Origin of the sequence: Sphingomonas prati (assembly GCF_014643515.1) — a bacterium.
GTDB classification, from domain to species: Bacteria; Pseudomonadota; Alphaproteobacteria; order Sphingomonadales; family Sphingomonadaceae; genus Sphingomonas_R; species Sphingomonas_R prati.
On record NZ_BMJP01000003.1, the window covers coordinates 121,439 to 142,220 of the forward strand.

The window sequence follows — 20,782 nt, forward strand, 5'->3', positions numbered from 1 at the left end:
GGAGCCGGCCGGCTCGTTGAGGCAGTCTATATTACTTCGTGATCGAAGCGACAACCCCTGCACCGACAGTGCGGCCACCTTCGCGGATCGAGAAGCGCAGGCCCTCTTCCATGGCGATCGGTGCGATCAGCTTGACGCTGAGCTGCACGTTGTCGCCCGGCATCACCATTTCGGTGCCCTCGGGAAGCACGACTTCACCGGTGACGTCCGTGGTGCGGAAGTAGAACTGCGGGCGGTAGTTGGCGAAGAACGGCGTGTGACGGCCACCCTCTTCCTTCGACAGCACGTAGACTTCCGAGGTGAACTCGGTGTGCGGCTTGATCGAGCCGGGCTTGCAGAGGACCTGGCCGCGCTCGACCTCTTCACGACCAACGCCGCGAACCAGCGCGCCGATGTTGTCGCCGGCCTGACCGGAGTCGAGCAGCTTGCGGAACATCTCGACGCCCGTGACCGTGGTCTTGCGGGTGTCCTTGATTCCGACGATCTCGACTTCCTCGCCGACCTTGACGATGCCGGTCTCGACGCGGCCGGTGACGACCGTACCGCGACCCGAGATCGAGAACACGTCCTCGATCGGCATCAGGAACGGACGGTCCAGCGGACGCTCCGGCTGCGGGATGAACGTGTCGACGGCTTCCATCAGCTTGAGGACGGCCGAGCGGCCGATCTCTTCGTTGGTGCCGTTGAGCGCGCAGACGGCCGAACCCGGAATGACGGGGATGTTGTCGCCGTCGAAGTCGTAGGACGACAGCAGCTCGCGGATTTCCAGCTCGACGAGCTCGAGGATCTCGGCGTCGTCGACCAGGTCGACCTTGTTCATGAACACGACGAGCTGCGGCACGCCGACCTGGCGTGCGAGCAGGATGTGCTCGCGGGTCTGCGGCATCGGGCCGTCGGTCGCGGAGACGACGAGGATGCCGCCGTCCATCTGCGCGGCGCCGGTGATCATGTTCTTCACATAATCGGCGTGGCCCGGGCAATCGACGTGCGCGTAGTGACGAGCCTGCGTTTCGTACTCGACGTGGGCGGTCGAGATGGTGATGCCGCGCTCGCGCTCTTCCGGCGCCTTGTCGATGTTGTCGTAGCTGGTGAAGGTGGCGCCGCCGGTCTCGGCCAGCACCTTGGTGATCGCTGCGGTCAGCGAGGTCTTACCGTGGTCGACGTGACCGATGGTGCCGATATTGCAGTGCGGCTTGGTCCGCTCGAACTTAGCTTTCGCCATGATGTCCTACCTTCTTACGTTTGATGTCGGGCGCTTGCCCTTGGCTCATTTCCGGGGCGCGCCCACCCGCCGTGGACGCGCCCTTAGCGATGTTTTCCGGCTTAAGCCAGCTTAGCCTTCAGCTCTTCGGCGACGTTCGAGGGAACTTCGTCATAATGCGAGAACTGCATGCTGTACTGTGCCCGGCCCTGGGTGAACGAGCGGAGCTGGTTCACATAACCGAACATGTTCGCCAGCGGCACCATCGCCTCGACCACCTGGGCGTTGCCCCGGCTGTCGGTGCCCTGGATCTGACCGCGGCGGCTGTTCATGTCGCCGATGACGTCGCCCAGATAATCCTCCGGGGTGACGACCTCGACCTTCATGATCGGCTCGAGCAGCTTGATGCCCGACTTGACGGCCGCTTCGCGCATGCCGGCCCGGCCCGTGATTTCGAACGCCAGCGCGCTGGAGTCGACGTCATGGTAGGCACCGTCATACAGCGTCGCGGTGAAATCGATGATCGGGAAGCCGATCAGCGATCCGGTCGCCGCGATCTCGCGGATACCCTTCTCGACCGAGGGGATATATTCCTTCGGGACGTTGCCGCCCTTCACCTCGTCCTTGAAGATCACGCCCTGGCCGCGCTCGCCCGGCTCCACCGTGAACTTGATGCGGCCGAACTGGCCGGAGCCGCCCGACTGCTTCTTGTGGGTGTAGTCGACGTCGACCTTCTTCGCGAGCGACTCGCGATAGGCCACCTGCGGCGCACCGATGTTCGCCTCGACCTTGAACTCGCGCTTCATGCGATCGACCAGGATCTCGAGGTGGAGCTCGCCCATCCCCTTGATGATGGTCTGGCCGCTCTCGTTGTCCGAAGACACGCGGAACGACGGATCTTCGCGTGCCAGGCGATTGAGCGCGACGCCCATCTTCTCCTGGTCGGCCTTGGTCTTCGGCTCCACCGACAGCTCGATGACGGGCTCCGGGAATTCCATCCGCTCAAGGATGATCGGCGCATTGAGCGAACAGAGCGTCTCGCCCGTCGTGGTATCCTTGAGGCCCGCCAGTGCGACGATGTCGCCGGCATAGGCCACCTGGATGTCCTCGCGGTCGTTGGCATGCATCAGCAGCATGCGGCCGACCTTTTCCTTCTTGTCCTTGACCGAGTTCATCACGACCGTGGCCGTGTCGAGCTTACCCGAATAGATGCGGGCGAAGGTCAGGGTACCGACAAACGGATCGTTCATGATCTTGAACGCCAGTGCGGCGAAGGGGGCATCATCGGCCGGCGGACGCGTCTCGACGGTGACGCCGTCGAGCTTCAGGCCTTCGACCGGGGGAATGTCGAGCGGGCTCGGCAGATAGTCGACCACGCCGTCGAGCAGGGGCTGGACACCCTTGTTCTTGAACGCGGAGCCGCAGAGGACCGGCACGAACGAGAAGTTCAGCGTGCCCTTGCGGATCAGCGCCTTCAGCTGCGCGGTGGTCGGCTCGGTGCCTTCCAGATACGCGGTCATCAGCTCGTCGTCCTGCTCGACCGCCATCTCGATCAGCTCGGACCGGGCGGTGGCAGCGGCATCGGCGAGATCAGCCGGGATGTCCTGATATTCGAACTTCGCGCCCAGCGACTCTTCGAGCCAGATGATCGCACGGTTCTCGACCAGATCGACCAGACCCTTGAAGCCGCCCTCGATGCCGATCGGCAAGTAGAGCACGGCCGGACGCGCACCGAGGCGGTCCTTGATCATGTCGACGCAACGCTCGAACGACGCACCGGTACGATCCAGCTTGTTGATGAAGCACATGCGCGGAACCTTGTACTTCTCCGCCTGGCGCCACACCGTCTCGGACTGCGGCTCCACGCCGGCAACGCCGTCGAAGCACGCGACCGCGCCATCGAGCACGCGCAGCGAACGCTCGACTTCGATCGTGAAGTCGACGTGCCCGGGGGTGTCGATGATGTTGATGCGGTGGTCGTTCCAGAAGCAGGTCGTGGCAGCGGACGTGATCGTGATCCCGCGCTCCTGCTCCTGCTCCATCCAATCCATCGTCGCGGTGCCTTCATGCACTTCGCCGATCTTGTAGGACTTGCCGGTGTAATACAGGATGCGTTCGGTCGTCGTCGTCTTGCCGGCATCGATGTGCGCCATGATGCCGATGTTGCGATACTTGTCGAGCGGATGGCTGCGGGCCATGATGGTATCTCCGATGTCGGGGTTCGGAGCCCGAGGCCCCTCGCACAGACGATATAAGTAGGAACCGTGACGCTTTCGAGTCCCGGCCGCCGTCGCCGACGAGCCGGGGCGCGTGGGTCAGAAACGTGTCGCCGCGATGGACGACACCCCCCTGCCCGGCCGCTATTTTACCAGCGGTAGTGCGAGAAGGCGCGGTTCGCTTCCGCCATGCGGTGCGTGTCTTCGCGCTTCTTCACCGCGTTGCCGCGGTTGTTGGCGGCATCGAGCAGTTCGCCCGACAGGCGGCCCGACATCGTGTTCTCGCTGCGCGCGCGCGCGGCCGAGATCAGCCAGCGGATCGCCAGTGCCTGGGACCGTTCCGGCGGCACTTCGACGGGCACCTGGTAGGTGGCACCACCGACGCGACGCGAACGGACTTCGATGCCCGGTGCGATGTTGACCAGCGCATCGTGGAACACGGCGAGCGGCTCGCGCTTGGCGCGGGTCTCGACGGTTTCGAGCGCCGAATAGACGATGCCCTCTGCGGTCGACTTCTTGCCGTCATACATGACGGAATTCATGAACTTCGAGAGGATCACGTCACCGAACTTGGGATCGGGGAGGATGATGCGCTTCTCGGGACGACGACGACGTGCCATCAATTTTTCCTTTTAACTTCAGCCTGGGAGATCGAACATGCGCCCCGGCGGTGTGCCGGGGCATAAGGCGATCGGCTTACTTCGGACGCTTGGCGCCGTACTTGGAGCGGGACTGCTTGCGGTTCTTCACACCCTGTGTGTCGAGCACGCCGCGCAGGACATGATAGCGCACGCCAGGAAGATCGCGCACACGCCCGCCGCGGATCAGCACGACGCTGTGCTCCTGCAGGTTGTGGCCCTCGCCCGGGATGTAGCTGATGACTTCGCGGCTGTTGGTCAGGCGAACCTTCGCAACCTTGCGCAGCGCCGAGTTCGGCTTCTTCGGAGTCGTCGTATAGACACGGGTGCAGACACCGCGCTTCTGCGGGTTCTTTTCCATTGCCGGGACCTTCGACTTCTCCTTCTGGAGAACGCGTCCGTGGCGCACGAGCTGGTTGATCGTTGGCATGAAGCCCTTCACCTTTTAAAGTTACTTTACCGTGCCTGTTCGTGCGGGAATGCACGAAGGCCCCGGCGGTCATCACGACCGTTCCGAAGCCCTACACACATCGGCAATGTTCAAGCTGATCCGGATAAACCGAGCACGAAACCGCACCCGACCCGGTTCGGATCGCCGCGCGCTATACCGCGCAGGGCCGCACGGGTCAACGGGCGGGAACCTTTTGGCCCCTACCCTTGCCGACGATCAGGACGAGACAGGCTTGATGTAGATCGCCGCCAGCACCGGCCAGTCGCGGCGCAGGTCCGTCTCCACCTCCGCGATCAGCGCCTCGACGCGCCCGACCGCGACCGTGTCGTCGAAATCGACGTCCATGCCGAGGAACACGATCTCCGGCGCCAGGTGGACCGTCGTCACCTTCACCACGCGCACGACCTCCGAACGGCCGTCCACCGACGCGCGCACCGCGGCGATCAACGCGGGGTTCGCGCGCTCGCCGATCAGCAGGTCCTTCGATTCGCGGGCCAGCACGATCGCGACGAGCCCCAGCACCACGCCGATCGCGATCGACGCCACCCCGTCCCAGCGCGCATCGCCGGTCGCGTGGCTGATCGCCACGCCGAATCCCGCAAGCAGCAGCCCGACGATCGCGGCGCTGTCCTCGAACAGCACGATGAACGTCGTGGGATCCTTCGACCGGCGCACCGCCTGCCACCAGCTGAGGTCGCCCTGCGCCGCGACGAATTCGCGCCGCGCGACGAACCAGCTGCTCCCCTCCAGCGCCAGCGAGACCGCGAGCACGACATAGTTGATCGTCGGATCGCGCATCTCCTCCGGTTCGGAGATGTGCAGCACGCCTTCGTAGACCGAGAAGCCGGCGCCCACCGCGAAAATCAGGATCGCCACGACGAACGACCAGAAGTACAGCTCGCGGCCGTAGCCCAGCGGATGCAGGTCGTCCGCCGGCTGCTCCGACCGCTTGCGGCCGTAGAGCAGCAGCACCTGATTTGCCGAGTCGACGACCGAGTGGAAACCCTCGGTCAGCATCGCCGACGACCCGGTGATCCCGGCCGCCACGAACTTGGCCACCGCGATCCCCATGTTCGCGGCCAGCGCGGCGTACAGCACCAGATTGCCGCCTTTGCCCTCCTGCGATGCGCTCATGCCCTCGACCGTCCTTCCCTGTTACGTGAGCAGCGGATCCCGCACAGGCTGGACGTTCAGACGTCCCGTCCTATCTGCGATGCCATGCGCGCCGCCCTCCTCGCCCTGCTGCTCGGATCGGCGTGCCTCGGCGGCTGCTCCGATCTGATCCGCGACAAGATCTATCTCGCCCCCGACACCCCCGTAACCATCGGCAACTTCACAAGGTCCGCGCCGCAGGAAGTGCGCGTCGCGCTGCCCGGCACTGGGTCGTTGCAGGGCTTCTACTGGCCGGGCGAACGGACCGACCCGGACATCGTGGTGTTCTTCCACGGCCGGCGTGCCAGCCAGGGCGTCGGCGCGAAATATGCCGAGTATCTGTCCGGTCACGGCGATTCGGTGCTGGTCGCCTCCTATCCCGGTTTCGCCGGCAATCCGGGCCGGCCGAGCGAGACGTCGATGCGCGCGACGGCCCACGCGTTCGCGACCGAAGCCCGCCGCCTGAAGGGACCGCAGGCGCGGCTGTGGTTCGTCGGCCATTCGCTGGGCGCCGCCGTCGCGATCGAGGCCGCCGCGGACGAGGGCGCGGCGGGGGTCGTCGCGCTGTCACCCTTTACCCGGCTGTCGGCCGCGGCGCCGTGGGCGACGCGCGCGTTCGTCGTCGATCGGTGGGACAATCTCGCCGCGGTCCGTCGCCTGCGCGTGCCGCTCCTGCTGATCCACGGGCGGGAGGACACGATCGTGCCGGCCGAACAGTCGGCGGCGCTGCTCGATGCGGCCGCCGGGCCCGCCGTCCTCGTCGAAATGGCCGATCGCGCGCACAAGCCGCAGATGCACGAACTGGGACCGTTCATCACCGAGGGGATCGCGGCGATGGGATCGGGCGCTTTCGCCGGATGGCCGCAGACGACGACGCCCGGCTGGACCGTGCGGCGCCACGACCCATAACCGTATCCCGTCGCGGCTAGAGCGTCCGAACCGCCGGCCCGACCGGACGGGGTCTGGCGAACGCCGTGCAGAGCAGCATCCAGCCCGTCCCCACGCACCAGCCGGCGATGACGTCGCTTGGCCAGTGGACGCCGAGCACGACTCGCGACACGCCGACGAGCAGCACGAACAGGATCGCGACCGGCCACACCCGCTTCGGGCGCATGCCGTGCCGCACGAGCAGCCAGCCGATGCACAGGAACACCGCCGACGCGTTCGACGCGTGGCCGCTCGGGAAGCTGAGCGAGGTTTCGACCGCGAGATGGTTCAGGATGTCCGGCCGCGCGCGCCCGACGATCTGTTTCAGCCAGGCATTACCGACCAGCACGCCGATCGTGGTGGCGGCCAGCACGGCCGCCCCGGTCCAGTCGCGCCGCCACGCCAGCACGACGCCGACCGCGGCCGCGATGGGCAACCGCACCGCCGCCGACCCCGCGACGGTCGCGAACAGCAGCACCGCCACCGGCCACCCCGCCGCCCGCGCGGGCCCCGCCAGCCCGAGCAGCACCGCGGCATCGAACTGACGCAGGCCGCCCGCCTCCACCGCGAAACCGATCGCTGCGGCGACGAGCCACAGCGCCAGCACCATAAGCAGTCGCACCGGCAGCGTCACCGCCCGTGACCCCGGCGAACGGGGCAGCGCGTGCGCGTCCACCCTAGAAATGGATCGCCCGACCGTAGGCGCCCAGCACGCTCTCGTGCATCATCTCGCTCAGCGTCGGGTGGGCGAACACGGTCTGCATCAGCTCGGTCTCGGTCGTTTCCAGCTGGCGTGCGACGACATAGCCCTGGATCAGCTCGGTCACTTCCGCGCCGATCATGTGCGCGCCAAGCAACTCACCGGTTTTCGCATCGAACACCGTCTTCACGAAACCCTCGGCCTCGCCCAGCGCGATCGCCTTACCGTTGCCGATGAAGGGGAACTTGCCGACCTTCACCTCGTGGCCCAGCTCCTTCGCCTTGGCTTCGGTGAAGCCCACCGACGCGACCTGCGGCCGGCTGTAGGTGCAGCCCGGGATGTTCGCCTTGTCCATCGGATGGACGCCGGCATAGCCCGCGATCGCTTCGGCTGCGATCACGCCCTCGTGGCTCGCCTTGTGCGCCAGCCACGGTGCGCCGGTGACGTCGCCGATCGCCCAGATGCCCGCAACGTTGGTGCGGCCATACGGATCGGTTTCGATGTTGCCGCCCTTGGCGGTCGCGACGCCCAGCGCCTCCAGCCCGATATTCTCGGTGTTCGGCGCAATTCCGATCGCGACGATGACGTGGCTGTAGTCGCGGACCTCGTCGGTGCCGTTCACCTTGACGGTCGCCTTGATCCCGTCGGCGGACGACTCGATCTTCGACACGCCCGAGTTCGTCAGGATCGTCATCTTCTGCTTGGTCAGCGCCTTCAGCATGAAGTCGGACACATCGGCATCCTCGACCGGCAGGATCCGGTCGAGCATCTCCACGATCGTCACATCGACGCCCATGTCGCTGTAGAAGCTGGCGAACTCCACCCCGATCGCGCCCGAACCGATGACGAGCAGCTTGGTCGGCAGCACGGTCGGCGTCATGGCGTGGCGATAGGTCCAGATCCGCTCCCCGTCCGCCTTGGCGAACGGCAGGTCGCGGGCGCGCGCGCCGGTCGCGACGATGATGTCCTTGGCGGCCAGTTCGACCGTCTCGTCGCCGCGCTTCACGCTCAGCTTGCCCGGTGCGGTGATCGTGCCGACGCCTTCGACGACCGCGATCTTGTTCTTCTTCATCAGGCCCTTCACGCCTGCGTTCAGCTGCCCGGCCACCTTGCGGCTGCGCTCGACGACTTTGGCCAGGTCGAACGCGACATTTTCCGCGGACAGGCCGTAGGAGCCGGCATTCTGCATGTAGTGATAGATTTCGGACGTGCGGAGCAGCGCTTTGGTCGGGATGCAGCCCCAGTTGAGGCAGATCCCGCCGAGCCGTTCACGCTCGACGATGGCGACCTTCAGCCCCAGCTGCGCACCGCGGATCGCGGCGACATAGCCACCGGGGCCGGAACCCAGGACGATAAGGTCATATTGGTCGGCCACAAGCTGCTCCTACGGGTCGAATACGGGACGGACGGGCCGTCGTCGTAGTGCATCTAACGTCGCGAAGCTGACTTTGGAAGGTTGCGCCCCACGCCGCGCAGGGATAGCGCGAAATCCATGAAGGCCGCCCGTTACCTGCTCGCGCCCTGGTGGGCGATCCAGCTGTTCACCGGCGCGAAGTCGTTCGGCGACAATCCGCTGATCGGATCGCCCGCGCTCAACGCCCGCGGGCTCCACGTCCTGCGCATCCGGGCCGCCGCGGCGATGGCGACGCGGCGCCGCAAGCGGCTGGCGCACCTGCTGTCGGCGGAGGACCGCGCGGCGTTCGATCGCGACGGGTTCGTGCTGAAGCGCGATTTCCTGCCGCCTGCCCTGTTCGCGCAGCTCCGCGATCAGGCGCTCGGCTTTGCCGGCCCGACGCGCGAGATGGTGCAGGGCGACACGATCACCCGCCGTATCGCGCTCGATCCCGAAGCGCTCGCGGCCATCCCCGCCGCCCGCGCGCTGCTCGCCGATCCGGTCTGGCGCGGACTGCTGCGCTATGTCGGCAGCGCAGATGCCGAACCCGTCACCTACATCCAGACGATCCTGGCGCAGGTGAACGATGCGGAACCCGATCCGCAGACCAACCTGCACGCCGACACCTTCCACGCCACCGTCAAGGCCTGGCTGTTCCTGACCGATGTGGCGGAGGACGAGGGTCCGTTCGCCTATGTCCCCGGATCGCACCGCGATACGCCCGCGCGGCTCGCGTGGGAAAAGGCGATGAGCCAGCGCGTCACGTCCGGCGGCGACCGGCTGTCGTCGCGCGGGTCGTTCCGGATCAAGGCGGACGAACTGCCCGCGCTCGGCCTGCCGCCGGTCCAGCTGTTCGCCGTGCCGGCGAACACCTTGGTCGTGGCCGACACGCACGGCTTCCACGCCCGCGGGCCGTCGCTGCGCCCCTCGATCCGGGTGGAAATCTGGGCCTATGGCCGCCGCAATCCCTATCTGCCCTGGACCGGGTTGGATCTGCTCGGCCGCCCGGGCATCGCCGAACGGCGCGTGCCGTTGATGTGGGCCGCGCGCGACCGGCTGAAGAAAATCATCGGACAGCCGTGGCGCGATGTCGGCCGCAAACGCCCGGCCGATCCCGCCGCCTGATCCGTTACGGGACGGAGATGCAACTTATAAAGGCTTCATGCGATCCGTTCCGTCATAACCGTACGTAACTCGATCGCAGGCTGCGGCGACCGCGGCCCTCAACACCGGCTCGTCGGAGTCGAAAACGTCAGGAAGCTCGTTTCGCATGTTATCGTCGCTGCCCGTTCTGCGCGCGCCACCCTTTCCGGGGATCCGGCCGCAGGTGGCCAGCGTCAGCGCGATCCGCGTCGACCGCCGTCCGGAGAGCGTCACCGCCGACCGGGCCGACACGGATGCGCTGATCACCGCAGTCCGCACCGCGCGGGTCGGCGGCACCTTCTGGGGGCCGACGCCGCCGGTGCCCGACGGTCCCGCCACCGTGCTGCGCCCACGATCGGGCGACGATGCGCAAAAGCTGGCGACCGAGGCGCTGGACGTCGGTCCGGCCGGGCAGGTCGTGGCACTTCTACCGAAGGAAAGCTGGGCGCCCCGCGCGCAGCGTCGCCTCCGCAAGGACGGGATCGCCAGCACCATCGGCGACGTCGATCCCTGGCCGTTGCTGCGCCCCGACGTGCGGGTCATCGCGCACGGCGACGACGAACTCGTGCTGCTCGCGCAGATCGCCGGCGCGCAGGTCAGCGTGCGGTCGCCCGGCCGATTCGCGCCCGCCTCCCCGCGCCGCGCGCCGACGATCGCCGACCGGGTGTTCGCCGACATGGTCGCCGCGACCGTCTACCGCGATCCGATGACCGGCGACGCGACGGAGGCGATCGATGCGGTCGCAATGCTGGCCGACTGGCGCCGCGCGATCGATGCGAATCGCGGGATCGCGGTCGCCACCGGCATGGCACGCTGGAAACGCCGCGAGATCGAACGCTTCCTCTGGTCGGGCAGCCACCGGCCGCTGCGCTTCGTCCGCTCGGCCGCGACGGCGGTTCGGATCGCGAAACGCACCGGCGGCGTGATCGCCACCTGGCCCTCGCGCAGCCCGCCCGGCCTGACCGACGCCGCCGCGGCCGCCGGTGTGCCGGTCTGCATGGTGGAGGACGGCTTCATCCGCTCCGTCGGGCTCGGCGCCGCCTGCGTTCCTCCGCTGTCCGTCGCGCTCGACATGCATGGCATCCATTATGATCCGTCGCGCCCGTCGGACCTCGAATCGCTGCTCGCCGAAACGGAGTTTGACGACGCGATGCTCGACCGCGCCCGCGCGCTGATCGACTATGTCGTCGATCACGGCATCGGCAAATATGGCGCGGGCCGCAACGACGAGGCCGAGGAACGACCGTCCGGCGCCCGCCGCCGCGTGCTGGTGACCGGCCAGGTGGAGGACGATCTGTCGGTTCGGCTGGGCGGCGGCGATGTGCGCGGCAATTTCGACCTGCTGGCGCGCGCACGGGCCGCCGAGCTCGACGCCGACCTCTGGTACCGCCCGCATCCCGATGTCGATGCCGGCCTGCGCCGCGGTGCCGTGCCAGACGATCAGGCGCTGCTGCACGCCGATCGCGTCGTGCGCGGCGGATCGATGGCGACGCTGCTCGATCAGGTTGACGGGGTGCATGTGCTCACCTCGCTCGCCGGGTTCGAGGCGTTGTTGCGCGGCCGCGACGTGACCGTTCACGGACAGCCTTTCTTTGCAGGCTGGGGACTTACGCGCGACCTTGCGCCGCCAATCGTGCGTCGGAAACGACGATTGACTATCGTAGAACTGGTCGCGGGGGTTCTGATACTCTATCCCCGCTATCTCGACCCGCAAACCGGGTTGCCTTGTAGAGCGGAACGGATGACCGAAAGACTGGCCCATCAGAACCGCCCCGCCGGGACGCTGCTGACGCGCGTTCGGGGCATCCAGGGCCGGATCAGCCGACTGTGGCAAAAGGGATGATGGCATGAAGCATATCAAACCGGCGCCACGCAGCTTCCTGTTCCTGCAGGGGCCGCCCGGTCCGTTCTTCGCGCGGCTGGGTGATGCGCTCGCCGCGCTCGGACACGGCGTCCACCGCATCAACTTCAACGGTGGGGACCGGCGGTCCTGGCCGTCCGGCGCGGCGGATTTCCGCGGGTCGCTCGACGACTGGCCGCGCTTCTTCGAGGATTTCGTCCAAGCCAACGCGGTGACGGACCTGATCCTGTTCGGCGATTGCCGCCCGCTGCACAGCGCGGCGCACGGCATCGCGAAGCTCAACCACCTGCGCATCCACGTGTTCGAGGAAGGCTATATCCGGCCCGACTGGGTCACGCTCGAAGTCGACGGCGTGAACGGCAATTCGACGCTGTCGAAGGATCCCGACTGGTATCTGGAGGCGGCGCGCACGCTGCCGCCGCTGCCGACCTATCCCGGTGTCGCCTCGAGCTTCAAACGGCGCGCGAGCGAGGCGTTGTCCTATTACACGCAGAGCGTGCTGCAGAGCTGGCGTTTCCGGCAATATCGCTCGCATCGCGAAGGTATGGTGATCGTCGAGGGGCTGGGCTGGCTCAAGCGGTTCGGCACCGCAAAGACCGCGCGCGAACGGTCCGCGCAAATGCTCGCCCGGGTCGGCGAGAAACCCTATTTCGTCTTCCCGCTCCAGCTCAATTCCGATCACCAGATCCGCATCCACTCGCCGTTCGGCAACATGCGCGTCGCGATGGATTATGTGATCGAAAGCTTCGCGCGCGCGGCGCCGGCCGACGTCACGTTGGTCGTCAAGCAGCACCCGCTCGACAACGGGCTGATCGCCTGGCGGAAGCTCGCGCTCGCCGCGGCGAAGCGGCTCGGCATTTCGGACCGGCTGCTGTTCCTTGAGGAAGGCGACATCGCGCAACTCGTCGATGGCGCGCGCGGTCTGGTGACGATCAACAGCACGACCGGCACTCTGTCGCTCGGGGTCGGCGTGCCGACGATCGTGCTGGGCCATGCGGTCTACGACGTGCCGGGGATCACCCACCAGGGGTCGCTCGACGGGTTCTGGTGCGAACCGCTCGCGCCCGATCCGGAAATCTGGGACGCGTTCTGCCGCGTTCTGCTCGACCGGTGCCTCATCCGCGGTGGCTTCCTAAGCGAGGAAGGGCTGCAATTGCTGATCAGCGGTTCCGTCGCGCGGCTCACCCGCCGGACGTTGCCGGACGCCGCGGCGGTCGATGCCGCCACGCTGGTCGGATAATCACGGCTTACCCTATTGCCTGACTTGCCCAAGATCATTCTCGACATGTCGCGGCTGTTGTCGCGGGTGCTGCACGTCACCCCGACGGGGGTGGACCGCGTGGAAATGGCCTATGCCCGCGGGCTGGTCGAGACCGCAGGCGACCGGCTGGACTTCGCCGCGGTCCACCCGACCGGGATCTACGGCCGGTTGCCGGCAGACGCCGTCCTGCGCTTTCTGGACCGGACGGAGACGCGCTGGGAAACCGAGGGACGCGTCGGCCCCTGGGCGATGCGGCGGTCCGCGGTCGACGTGCTCAATCTCCTCCGCCCGCGCCCCGTACCGTCGCCCGCCCCGGGCGCGCCTGCGGTCTACGTCCAGTCCTCGCCCCATCACCTGACCAATCCGAAGCTGGTCCAGACGATCCTGCGCCGTGAAAATGCGCGCTTCGTCTGCTTGGTCCATGACCTGATCCCGCTCGAATATCCGGAATATGCGCGGGCGGGCGGCGCGGAGCAGCATCGTCAGCGGATCGAGACGATCCTGCGTCATGCGCACGGCATCATGTCGAACTCGCATGCGACGCTCGCTTCTCTGCGCCCGTGGATCGCGCGGCTCGGCGTCGATCCGGTCTGCCGCGTGGCGCATCTCGGCACGCATGACGGGCACCGGCCGGTCCGCCGGGCGAACGGGGAGGACGCACGGCCCTATTTCGTGTCGATGGGGACGATCGAGCCGCGCAAGAATCACCTGCTGCTGCTCAACCTGTGGCGGCAGATGTCGGAACGCCACGGCGCCGCCGCGATCCCGAAGCTCGTGCTGATCGGCCGACGCGGCTGGGAAAACGAACAGATCGTCGACATGCTCGAACGCTGCCCCGCGCTGGTCGGCTGCGTCGAGGAACATGGCGGCCTGTCGGACCAGGCGGCGCGCGCGCTGCTGGCGAACGCGAATGCGCTCTTGATGCCGTCCTTTGCTGAGGGGTACGGCATGCCGGTGGCCGAGGCGCTCGACCTGGGCGTCGCGGTGGTGTGCAGCAATCTGCCCTCGCTCCGCGAAGCCGGCGGCGGCGTGCCGACCTTCCTCGATCCGCTCGACGGACCGGCGTGGCACCGGGCTATCCTGGCCTATGCGGACCTCCAGAGCCCGGAGGCGGAGGCGCAACGCGAGCGCCTGACGACATGGCAAAGGCCCGGTTGGAAAGATCATATCGCGCGGCTTCACGATCTGATATCGGCGGTTTCGATATGAGCACCACGTTCAACAGCATGCCCCGCCCGTCGCTCTGGACCGGGCTCGCCATCCAGCTTCGCGTCATTGGCGCGCTCGTTCTGCGTGAAATGCACACGCGTTATGGGCGCGACAATATCGGCTACCTCTGGCTGATCGCCGAACCCCTGATGCTGGGCAGCGTGATCGCGTTGTTGCACAGCGGGGCGGCATCGCACGACGGGTTCAATCCCGTCGCGTTCACCGTCACCGGCTACTGTATCTTCATCATGTTTCGCGGCATCGTGAACCGGTCCGAAGGCGCTTTTGAGAGCAACGTCCCGCTGTTGTACCATCAGCAGGTCACGATGCTGGATGTCACGATTGCACGCGCCGTCCTGGAATTTGCCGGAACGTTCCTGTCATTCGTCATTCTGCTGTCGCTGATCATTGCGCTTGGTTACACCACCTTTCCTCCACGACCACTCTGGCTGATCCTGGCGATCGGGTACATGTTCTGGATCTCGCTGGCGGTATCGCTGGTGATTGTCGCGGGTACCTACGAAAATTCCGCTCTCGAAAAGATCGTGCATCCTTTCACTTACTTCATGATCCCGTTGTCCGGATCATTCTACCAGATGGTTTGGCTCCCACCCTTCTATCGCGATATTCTCCTGTGGGTTCCGCTGCCGCACATCTTCGAAATGGCGCGTTACGGCATGTTCCGCGGGACCAACCTTGAATTTGTCGATATCGTCTACTTGACCGGCTTCTGTATGGTTACCACGTTGATCGGGCTGTTGCTGATGAACACGTCGCGTCAGCGGATTCATCTGAGCTGATCGGGCAATCGGCCCGAGAGGTCCAAGCCGCCAGCCGGTGGCAATTCGCTGCAACTCGAGGTACTCATCCGTTTATGAACATGCATGGTTTCATCGCCCCCGTCGCGGACCGTAGCGACCATCGAAATGAATCGCGTTTTGCCGGGCTTCGGCACTGGGTGATCGCGCATCGTATGTTCGTGCTGGTCGTGCTGTTGCCGGCGCTGCTTGTGTCCGGCTACTATTACGGCATCGCATCCGACCAGTATGAATCCGAGGCGGATTTCGTGATCCGCTCGTCGGATAATGCCGGGGCGTCCGCGGGTGGCCTTGGTGCGATGCTCGGCATGGCCGGCGGCATCACGTCGTCCCAGTCCGAGGCCATGGGCGTATCGGACTATCTGAAGTCGCATGAGGTCGTGGACATCCTTCGCAAGCGCCTCGGCCTTGTCGAGCGGTTCCGCCGGCCGGAAATCGACGTGATCTCGAAATTGCATCCGGCGAACCCGTCGCCGGAGAAGCTCGAGAAATATTACAATGGGAAGGTCAAGGTCGAGTTCGATCGTGACACCGGCATTTCCCGGCTCCGGGTCCGGAGCTTCCGTCCGGAGGACTCCTACGCGATTATTCGCAGCCTCCTCACGCTCGGGGAACAGCAGGTCAACCAACTGAACCAGCGGACGTACCGCGATGCGGTCTCGTCCGCCCGCGCGCAGCTGGCGGAGGCCGAAACCGGCGTTGCGACGATCCAGAACCGGATCACGGGGTTCCGCCAGACCCGCCAGGACATCGACCCGGCCGGCACCGGTGCGGCGCAGATCCAGATGGTCTCGACGATGACCGCCAGCCTCAGCGCCGCGCGTGCGCAGCTGTCGGCGATGCGGAGCATGATCAGCACGACCAGTCCGCAATATCAGGCAATGGCACAGCGGGTCAGCTCGCTGGAACGGGAGCTGGCGTTGCAGTCGGGCAAGCTGACCGGCGGTAACTCGACGATCGCGAGCAGCCTCGGCAGCTATGAGGATCTCAAGGTCCGGCAGGACTTCGCCGCCAAGCGCTATGAAGCAGCCGCCGCAAACCTGGAGAAGGCGCGCGAGCAGGCGTCGCGCCAGCAGCTTTACCTCGTCCGCATCGTCGAGCCGAACCGTCCGGTGAAGTCGGAATATCCCGAGCGTGGCCGCATCGTGTTGACCGTAATCCTCGGCCTGTTGATCGCCTACGGCATCGGCTGGTTGCTGGCAGCGGGTGTTCGCGAGCACGTTGCCTGAGGCACAACTGCCGGGACGGCGGTCAAAAGTCGTCGTCCCGGCAGTGCAGATCAGCTTCCCATAACGCTGGCGTACAGCCCCGCGAGCCGCGCTCGATAGGCCACGTCAGAGAAAATCTGCGCACGCATCGTCCCCCTGGAGGCAAGATCTGTGCGGAGGACCTCGTCCCCGTCGATCCGCTTCAGCCCATCCGCGATCGCGCCAATATCGTGCGGATCGACCAGCAGGGCCGCCTCGCCCGTGACTTCCGGGATCGCGCCGGCAGTCGAGGACAGCACGGGCGTCCCGAGCGCCATCGCCTCCAGTACCGGGAGACCAAACCCTTCGTAAAGCGACGGAAACGTCACCGCCCGCGCGCCGCGGATCAGGCGGAGCAGCATCCGTTGCGGCAGATAGTCGATCTGCATCACCGCGGGGCTCGCCTGAACGCCCGGGATCGAACCGTTCGGCACCTGCCGCGCGGACTCGTGCCCCCAGGGTCGCCCGACGATCAGCAGCGGCGTCGCAGAGCGGGTCGACAGATAGGCCTCGATCAGGCGTTGAACGTTCTTCTTGGGCTCGACCGCGCCGTAGAACAGGAAATAACCGCGGTGACGAAGGCCAAAGCTGCCCTCGACGATGGCGGCGTCTTCCGCCGGATCGGCCGCGGGTGTGCGGAACGCGGGCGGCAACGCCTGATAGGTGTTGGTGACGCGCGCCGGGTCGAGCGGGAACCAGTCGAGCAGATCGCGGCGACTGGCGTCCGACACGGTGCAAATATGATCCGCCCGTGCAATGCAGTCGCGAAGCAGCGCCTGATAATGCGCCTTGTGGTCCAGCGTCGCATGCGGGAACTTCAGCGGCACGATATCGTGGATGGTGTAGACGTTCCGGGCACCCTCCAGCGTGATCGGCACCGGATAGGTCCAGTGCATGATCTGCGGCGGATCGGCCATCCGCACCGTCACGAACCGGCCGGTCCGCGCATAATGGCGATGCGCGATACCGAACAACCGGGCGCGCGACACCAGCCGGTCGAACCGTGGAAAACTGTCGGCGAACGCGGCCTTGTCGACGCGGTCGGTCAGCGGCACCGGATCGAGCGCGATCGGCGCGAACGGACGGATCGCCTCCCGCGTCCAGCGCGCGGCGGAAGCGAGGCCCTTCCGACGATCGGTCGGCGGTCGTTGCAGCGTATCGAAGAACCGGACCTCGCGCCCGTCGACCGGGCCGCGCACGTCGAGCCCGAACACTCCGACCGTCTCATGCCCCATCGCCCGCAGCGCATGGGCGAGCGTCAGGCCGTATGTCGCCACCCCGGTCCCGCCCGGCAGCGCGAGGTTATAGCCGTCAATCCCGATGCTAAGCGTCATATCGTTCCATTCCGGCCGCGCCGGACGGCACCGCGACCCTGCTGCGCGGGCCAGCGCGGCGGATCAGTGGCCGGCGGATCGCGCGATGCAATCCGCATACACAGCGCGCAACCGGGCGGCAAACCGCGCGCGGGAGAAGCGTTCGGCGCGTAGCCGGCCCGCCCCTGCCAACCGCACCCGTAGTCCGGCGTCACCGGCCAGTCGCGCGATCCCTGCGGCGATGGCACTCGCGTCGGTCGGATTCACGCCGAGTGCGGCCCCGCCCGTCACTTCCGCCAGCGCGCCGGTCGACGAGGTCAGCACGGGCGTGCCGGCCGCCATCGCCTCCACCGCCGGCAGCCCGAACCCCTCGTCCAGTGACGGGAACAGCAGAGCGGTGGCGTGGGCGACCAGATCCGCCAGCCGGTCCGCGGGAAGATAGGGCAGCCGGACGATGCCTGCCCCGTCCGCCCCCGCGGTGTTCGAAAAGTCCGGGCCAACCAGCACGAGCGGTTGCGCGACGCCGCTGCCCCGGTACGCCTCGATCAGCCGGGGCAGGTTCTTGCGCGGCTCGTCCAGCCCGCAATACAGGAAATAGCCGTCCGGCAGGACGCCGCCGGCAAGCGGTTGGGTCGCGGACGCCGGGGTCGCCTCGACAGCTTGGTAGCAATTGACGACCTGACCCGCGGGACAGCCGAGCTGCGCCAAAATGCGGGCGCGCGCATCCTCCGACACCGTCACGATCCGGTCACCCGCCTGCACGATCCGCGTCAGGACCGCCCGCAAACGTTTAGGATCGGTCCGGGCGAGATCCGGTCGATCGAGCGGGATGACGTCGTGTACGGTGTAGATATTGATCCAGCCCGCCAACCGGATCGGCACCGGATAGGTCCAATGCATGAGCCCGGGCCCGACGGTCGCCCTTAATCGCAACATCCGGCGATACAGACCGAAATGCACCTGCGCGGCCCGGAACACATGGCGGGCGTAAAGCGTCTCCAGGCTGCCCCCTTGCTGCACTTCGTGGACGCGCACCGCGACTTCGCGCGGCGATGCGGCCGTCAGCCAGCGTCCCACCGGTCCGTCGTCGTTGTCGCGCAGGATCATCGGCCGCCCACCGACCACCGGCAGCGTCGCCGCCAGCGACGCAGCATAGCGCGAAACCCCGGTTCCGCCGCCGACCAGCATGCGCCCGTCGACGCACAGCGGAAAGGACGGAGGGACGCGGTACATCGGCCATGTCATCTACGGCTTGGCGCGATGCGTCCATAGCCTTAAGACGGTGCTGAGTTGCCTCGACGGCACCGGTTTCCGAAGTGGCCAGGCGCAATGATCCAGTTCCAGAATGTCTCCAAGACCTACCATGTCCGCAAGTTCGAGAAGCTCGTCCTCTCGGACCTCAGCTTCGTGCTCCAAAAGGGGGAGTCGCTCGGTATCTGCGGCGCGAACGGTGCGGGCAAATCGACGCTGCTGCGGCTGATGTCGGGCGTCGAACCGCCGACCACGGGCACCGTGACGCGCCGGATGAGCACGTCATGGCCGCTCGGCTATGGCAGCACGTTCCAGTCCAGCCTGACGGGCGCCGACAACGCACGGTTCATCGCGCGCATCTACAACCGCGATGCCGACGAACTGCTCGCCTATGTCGAGGACTTCGCACAGCTCGGACCATATTTCCGTCAACCGGTCTCGACCTATTCGGCCGGCATGGGTGCGCGGCTGGCGTTCGGCATTTCGCTGGCCATCGATTTCGACTGTTACCTGATCGACGAAGTGACGGCGGCCGGCGACGAGCGGTTCCGCGCGCGCTCGCAGGCCGAACTGATGGACCGCCGCGACCGCGCATCGTTGGTGATGACGTCACACGACACCGGAACGCTCCTGACCTATACGACTCGCGGCGCCGTCGTGTACGGCGGCAGCCTGGTCATGTACGACACGATCGGAGAGGCCGTGGAAGTTCATCAGCGGTTGCAGGCACGCACGTCTTGACAGGTTCGTCCCGCTCGTCCTTTCCGGTCCGGATCGATTTTTGAGGTTTCCGACAGACATGCCGAATTCCCCGTTTCCGCGTTGCGGCTCCGTTTTCTCCTCGATTGCGATGGCATCGATGCTGGCGGGGTGCGCGACCCTGCCCTCCAGCGGCCCGACCGAACGGCAGATCCGGCGCGGCGCGGAGGCATCGAGCGGGCTTATTAAGTTCGCGATCGTCCCGCTCGACGCGGCGACGGTAGACCGGTTGCGGCGCGAGGAGACGACGCGTCGGACCAGCGTTGCAACGCTGGCGCAACTCGCACAGGACGCGCGCACCGATACGATCGGGCCCGGTGACGTGCTGACGATCAGTATCTACGAAGTCGGCGTCGCGCTCTTCGGCGGTTCCGTCACGCGCGTGGCGGGTGAGGGTTTCGACCCGTCCGCGCGTAGCGAAACCTTCCCGACGATGGTCGTCGACCGTGAAGGTACGATCCGCCTGCCGTATATCGGCCGGCTCGGCGTCGCGGGCCTGACGCCGTTCGAGGTGCAGCGCCTGATCGAACAGGGGTTGAAGGGCAAGTCGCAGAGCCCGCAGGCGCTGGTGTCGATCAGGACGAACATCGCCAACACCGTCTACGTCTCGGGCGACGTCCGGCGACCCGGTCGCCTCGAACTGTCGCTGGGACGTGAACGGCTGCTCGATGCGATCGCCGCATCGGGTGGCTCGGTCGGCACGTCCGAGGACACGCTCATCCGTTTTTCGCGCAACGGGCGCATCGTGGAACAGCGGCTCGGCTTCATCCGGTCGGGCACGCCGGACGACCTGTTCCTGATCCCCGGTGACCGGGTCGAACTGATCCGCCGCCCCCGTACGTTCGACGTGTTTGGCGCCACCGCCAAGGTCTCGCAGGTCAATTTCGAAACCGGCGAAGTCTCGCTGGCCGAGGCGCTGGCCCGTGTCGGCGGACCGAACGACGTCCAGGCCGATCCGGCCGCGGTGTTCCTGTTCCGCTACGACGGTATCCCCGACGCCCCCGACGCCGGGCCGCCTCAGGTGTATCAGCTGAACATGCTGAAGCCAGAAAGCTACTTTGTGGCTCAACGCTTCGCCATGCGCGACCGCGACGTGATCTACATCGCCAACGCCGCTGCGAACCAGCCGGCGAAGCTCGTCAACATCATCAACCAACTGTTCTCGCCGCTGGTCACCGCACGCGCCGTCACGCGCTGATCCGGACGACCGGGCGGGATCGGCACGACGCCGCCCGCCCGGTC

Annotated in this window: 18 protein-coding genes; 9 read left to right on the forward strand and 9 right to left on the reverse strand. The window is 66.5% G+C overall.

The window, feature by feature from the left end; all coding sequences use genetic code 11:
* Window positions 1-31: 31 nt before the first annotated feature.
* The 5 genes from tuf to IEX50_RS11150 all read right to left on the reverse strand — a co-directional run bounded on the left by tuf (window position 32) and on the right by IEX50_RS11150 (window position 5,640).
* A complete protein-coding gene (gene tuf, locus IEX50_RS11130) occupies window positions 32-1,222 on the reverse strand; it encodes an elongation factor Tu (protein ID WP_076072672.1) in 1,191 nt (396 codons plus the stop codon).
* A gap of 101 nt (window positions 1,223-1,323) precedes the next feature.
* Window positions 1,324-3,399 (reverse strand): elongation factor G, encoded by a 2,076-nt coding sequence (gene fusA / locus IEX50_RS11135; RefSeq protein ID WP_157175985.1) that lies wholly within the window; start codon window positions 3,397-3,399, stop codon window positions 1,324-1,326.
* A gap of 167 nt (window positions 3,400-3,566) precedes the next feature.
* The gene (gene rpsG, locus IEX50_RS11140) at window positions 3,567-4,037 is read right to left on the reverse strand and encodes a 30S ribosomal protein S7 (protein ID WP_157175986.1); all 471 of its coding nucleotides are present in this window, start codon (window positions 4,035-4,037) and stop codon (window positions 3,567-3,569) included.
* Window positions 4,038-4,113: 76 nt separating this feature from the next.
* Window positions 4,114-4,485: a 30S ribosomal protein S12 gene (rpsL, locus tag IEX50_RS11145; protein ID WP_076072968.1), complete on the reverse strand. Its 372-nt coding sequence runs from the start codon at window positions 4,483-4,485 to the stop codon at window positions 4,114-4,116.
* A gap of 237 nt (window positions 4,486-4,722) precedes the next feature.
* Complete coding sequence (locus IEX50_RS11150) at window positions 4,723-5,640, reverse strand: cation diffusion facilitator family transporter (RefSeq protein WP_157175987.1); 918 nt, start codon at window positions 5,638-5,640, stop codon at window positions 4,723-4,725.
* Between the two features lie 84 nt (window positions 5,641-5,724).
* Between IEX50_RS11150 and IEX50_RS11155 the strand changes: the two genes are divergently transcribed.
* The gene (locus tag IEX50_RS11155) at window positions 5,725-6,567 is read left to right on the forward strand and encodes an alpha/beta hydrolase (RefSeq protein WP_157175988.1); all 843 of its coding nucleotides are present in this window, start codon (window positions 5,725-5,727) and stop codon (window positions 6,565-6,567) included.
* A gap of 16 nt (window positions 6,568-6,583) precedes the next feature.
* Here the strand turns inward: IEX50_RS11155 and IEX50_RS11160 are convergent, their stop codons facing one another.
* On the reverse strand, window positions 6,584-7,207 hold the full coding sequence (locus tag IEX50_RS11160; RefSeq protein WP_184075231.1) for a phosphatase PAP2 family protein: 624 nt from the start codon (window positions 7,205-7,207) through the stop codon (window positions 6,584-6,586).
* A 55-nt stretch (window positions 7,208-7,262) separates the two neighbouring features.
* Window positions 7,263-8,660 (reverse strand): dihydrolipoyl dehydrogenase, encoded by a 1,398-nt coding sequence (gene lpdA / locus IEX50_RS11165; protein ID WP_157175990.1) that lies wholly within the window; start codon window positions 8,658-8,660, stop codon window positions 7,263-7,265.
* A gap of 117 nt (window positions 8,661-8,777) precedes the next feature.
* Here lpdA and IEX50_RS11170 point away from each other — a divergent pair, with 117 nt between their 5' ends.
* From IEX50_RS11170 to IEX50_RS11195, 6 genes are all read left to right on the forward strand, one after another.
* Entirely contained in the window at window positions 8,778-9,803 is a 1,026-nt protein-coding gene (locus IEX50_RS11170; protein ID WP_157175991.1) for a phytanoyl-CoA dioxygenase family protein, read from the forward strand.
* Between the two features lie 145 nt (window positions 9,804-9,948).
* Window positions 9,949-11,664 (forward strand): capsular polysaccharide export protein, LipB/KpsS family, encoded by a 1,716-nt coding sequence (locus tag IEX50_RS11175; protein ID WP_157175992.1) that lies wholly within the window; start codon window positions 9,949-9,951, stop codon window positions 11,662-11,664.
* Window positions 11,665-11,668: 4 nt separating this feature from the next.
* Window positions 11,669-12,922 carry a capsule polysaccharide biogenesis protein gene (locus tag IEX50_RS11180; protein WP_157175993.1) on the forward strand — a complete coding sequence of 418 codons (1,254 nt, stop codon included), beginning with the start codon at window positions 11,669-11,671 and terminating at the stop codon, window positions 12,920-12,922.
* Window positions 12,923-12,946: 24 nt separating this feature from the next.
* On the forward strand, window positions 12,947-14,152 hold the full coding sequence (locus IEX50_RS11185) for a glycosyltransferase family 4 protein (protein ID WP_229673917.1): 1,206 nt from the start codon (window positions 12,947-12,949) through the stop codon (window positions 14,150-14,152).
* Complete coding sequence (locus IEX50_RS11190) at window positions 14,149-14,952, forward strand: ABC transporter permease (RefSeq protein WP_157175994.1); 804 nt, start codon at window positions 14,149-14,151, stop codon at window positions 14,950-14,952. Before IEX50_RS11185 ends, IEX50_RS11190 begins: the two co-directional genes overlap by 4 nt.
* A 158-nt stretch (window positions 14,953-15,110) precedes the next feature.
* On the forward strand, window positions 15,111-16,199 hold the full coding sequence (locus IEX50_RS11195) for a KpsE/RkpR family capsule polysaccharide export protein (RefSeq protein WP_229673919.1): 1,089 nt from the start codon (window positions 15,111-15,113) through the stop codon (window positions 16,197-16,199).
* 50 nt (window positions 16,200-16,249) lie between these two features.
* Here IEX50_RS11195 and IEX50_RS11200 read toward each other — a convergent pair whose 3' ends face one another.
* Window positions 16,250-17,551, reverse strand: coding sequence for a glycosyltransferase family 4 protein (locus IEX50_RS11200; RefSeq protein WP_157175996.1), 1,302 nt, complete (start codon window positions 17,549-17,551; stop codon window positions 16,250-16,252).
* Between the two features lie 63 nt (window positions 17,552-17,614).
* On the reverse strand, window positions 17,615-18,763 hold the full coding sequence (locus tag IEX50_RS11205; protein ID WP_157175997.1) for a glycosyltransferase family 4 protein: 1,149 nt from the start codon (window positions 18,761-18,763) through the stop codon (window positions 17,615-17,617).
* 96 nt (window positions 18,764-18,859) lie between these two features.
* Between IEX50_RS11205 and IEX50_RS11210 the strand changes: the two genes are divergently transcribed.
* Window positions 18,860-19,522, forward strand: a complete 663-nt coding sequence (locus IEX50_RS11210; protein ID WP_157175998.1) for an ABC transporter ATP-binding protein — start codon at window positions 18,860-18,862, stop codon at window positions 19,520-19,522.
* 109 nt (window positions 19,523-19,631) lie between these two features.
* Complete coding sequence (locus tag IEX50_RS11215; RefSeq protein WP_157176180.1) at window positions 19,632-20,738, forward strand: polysaccharide biosynthesis/export family protein; 1,107 nt, start codon at window positions 19,632-19,634, stop codon at window positions 20,736-20,738.
* Window positions 20,739-20,782 lie beyond the last annotated feature (44 nt).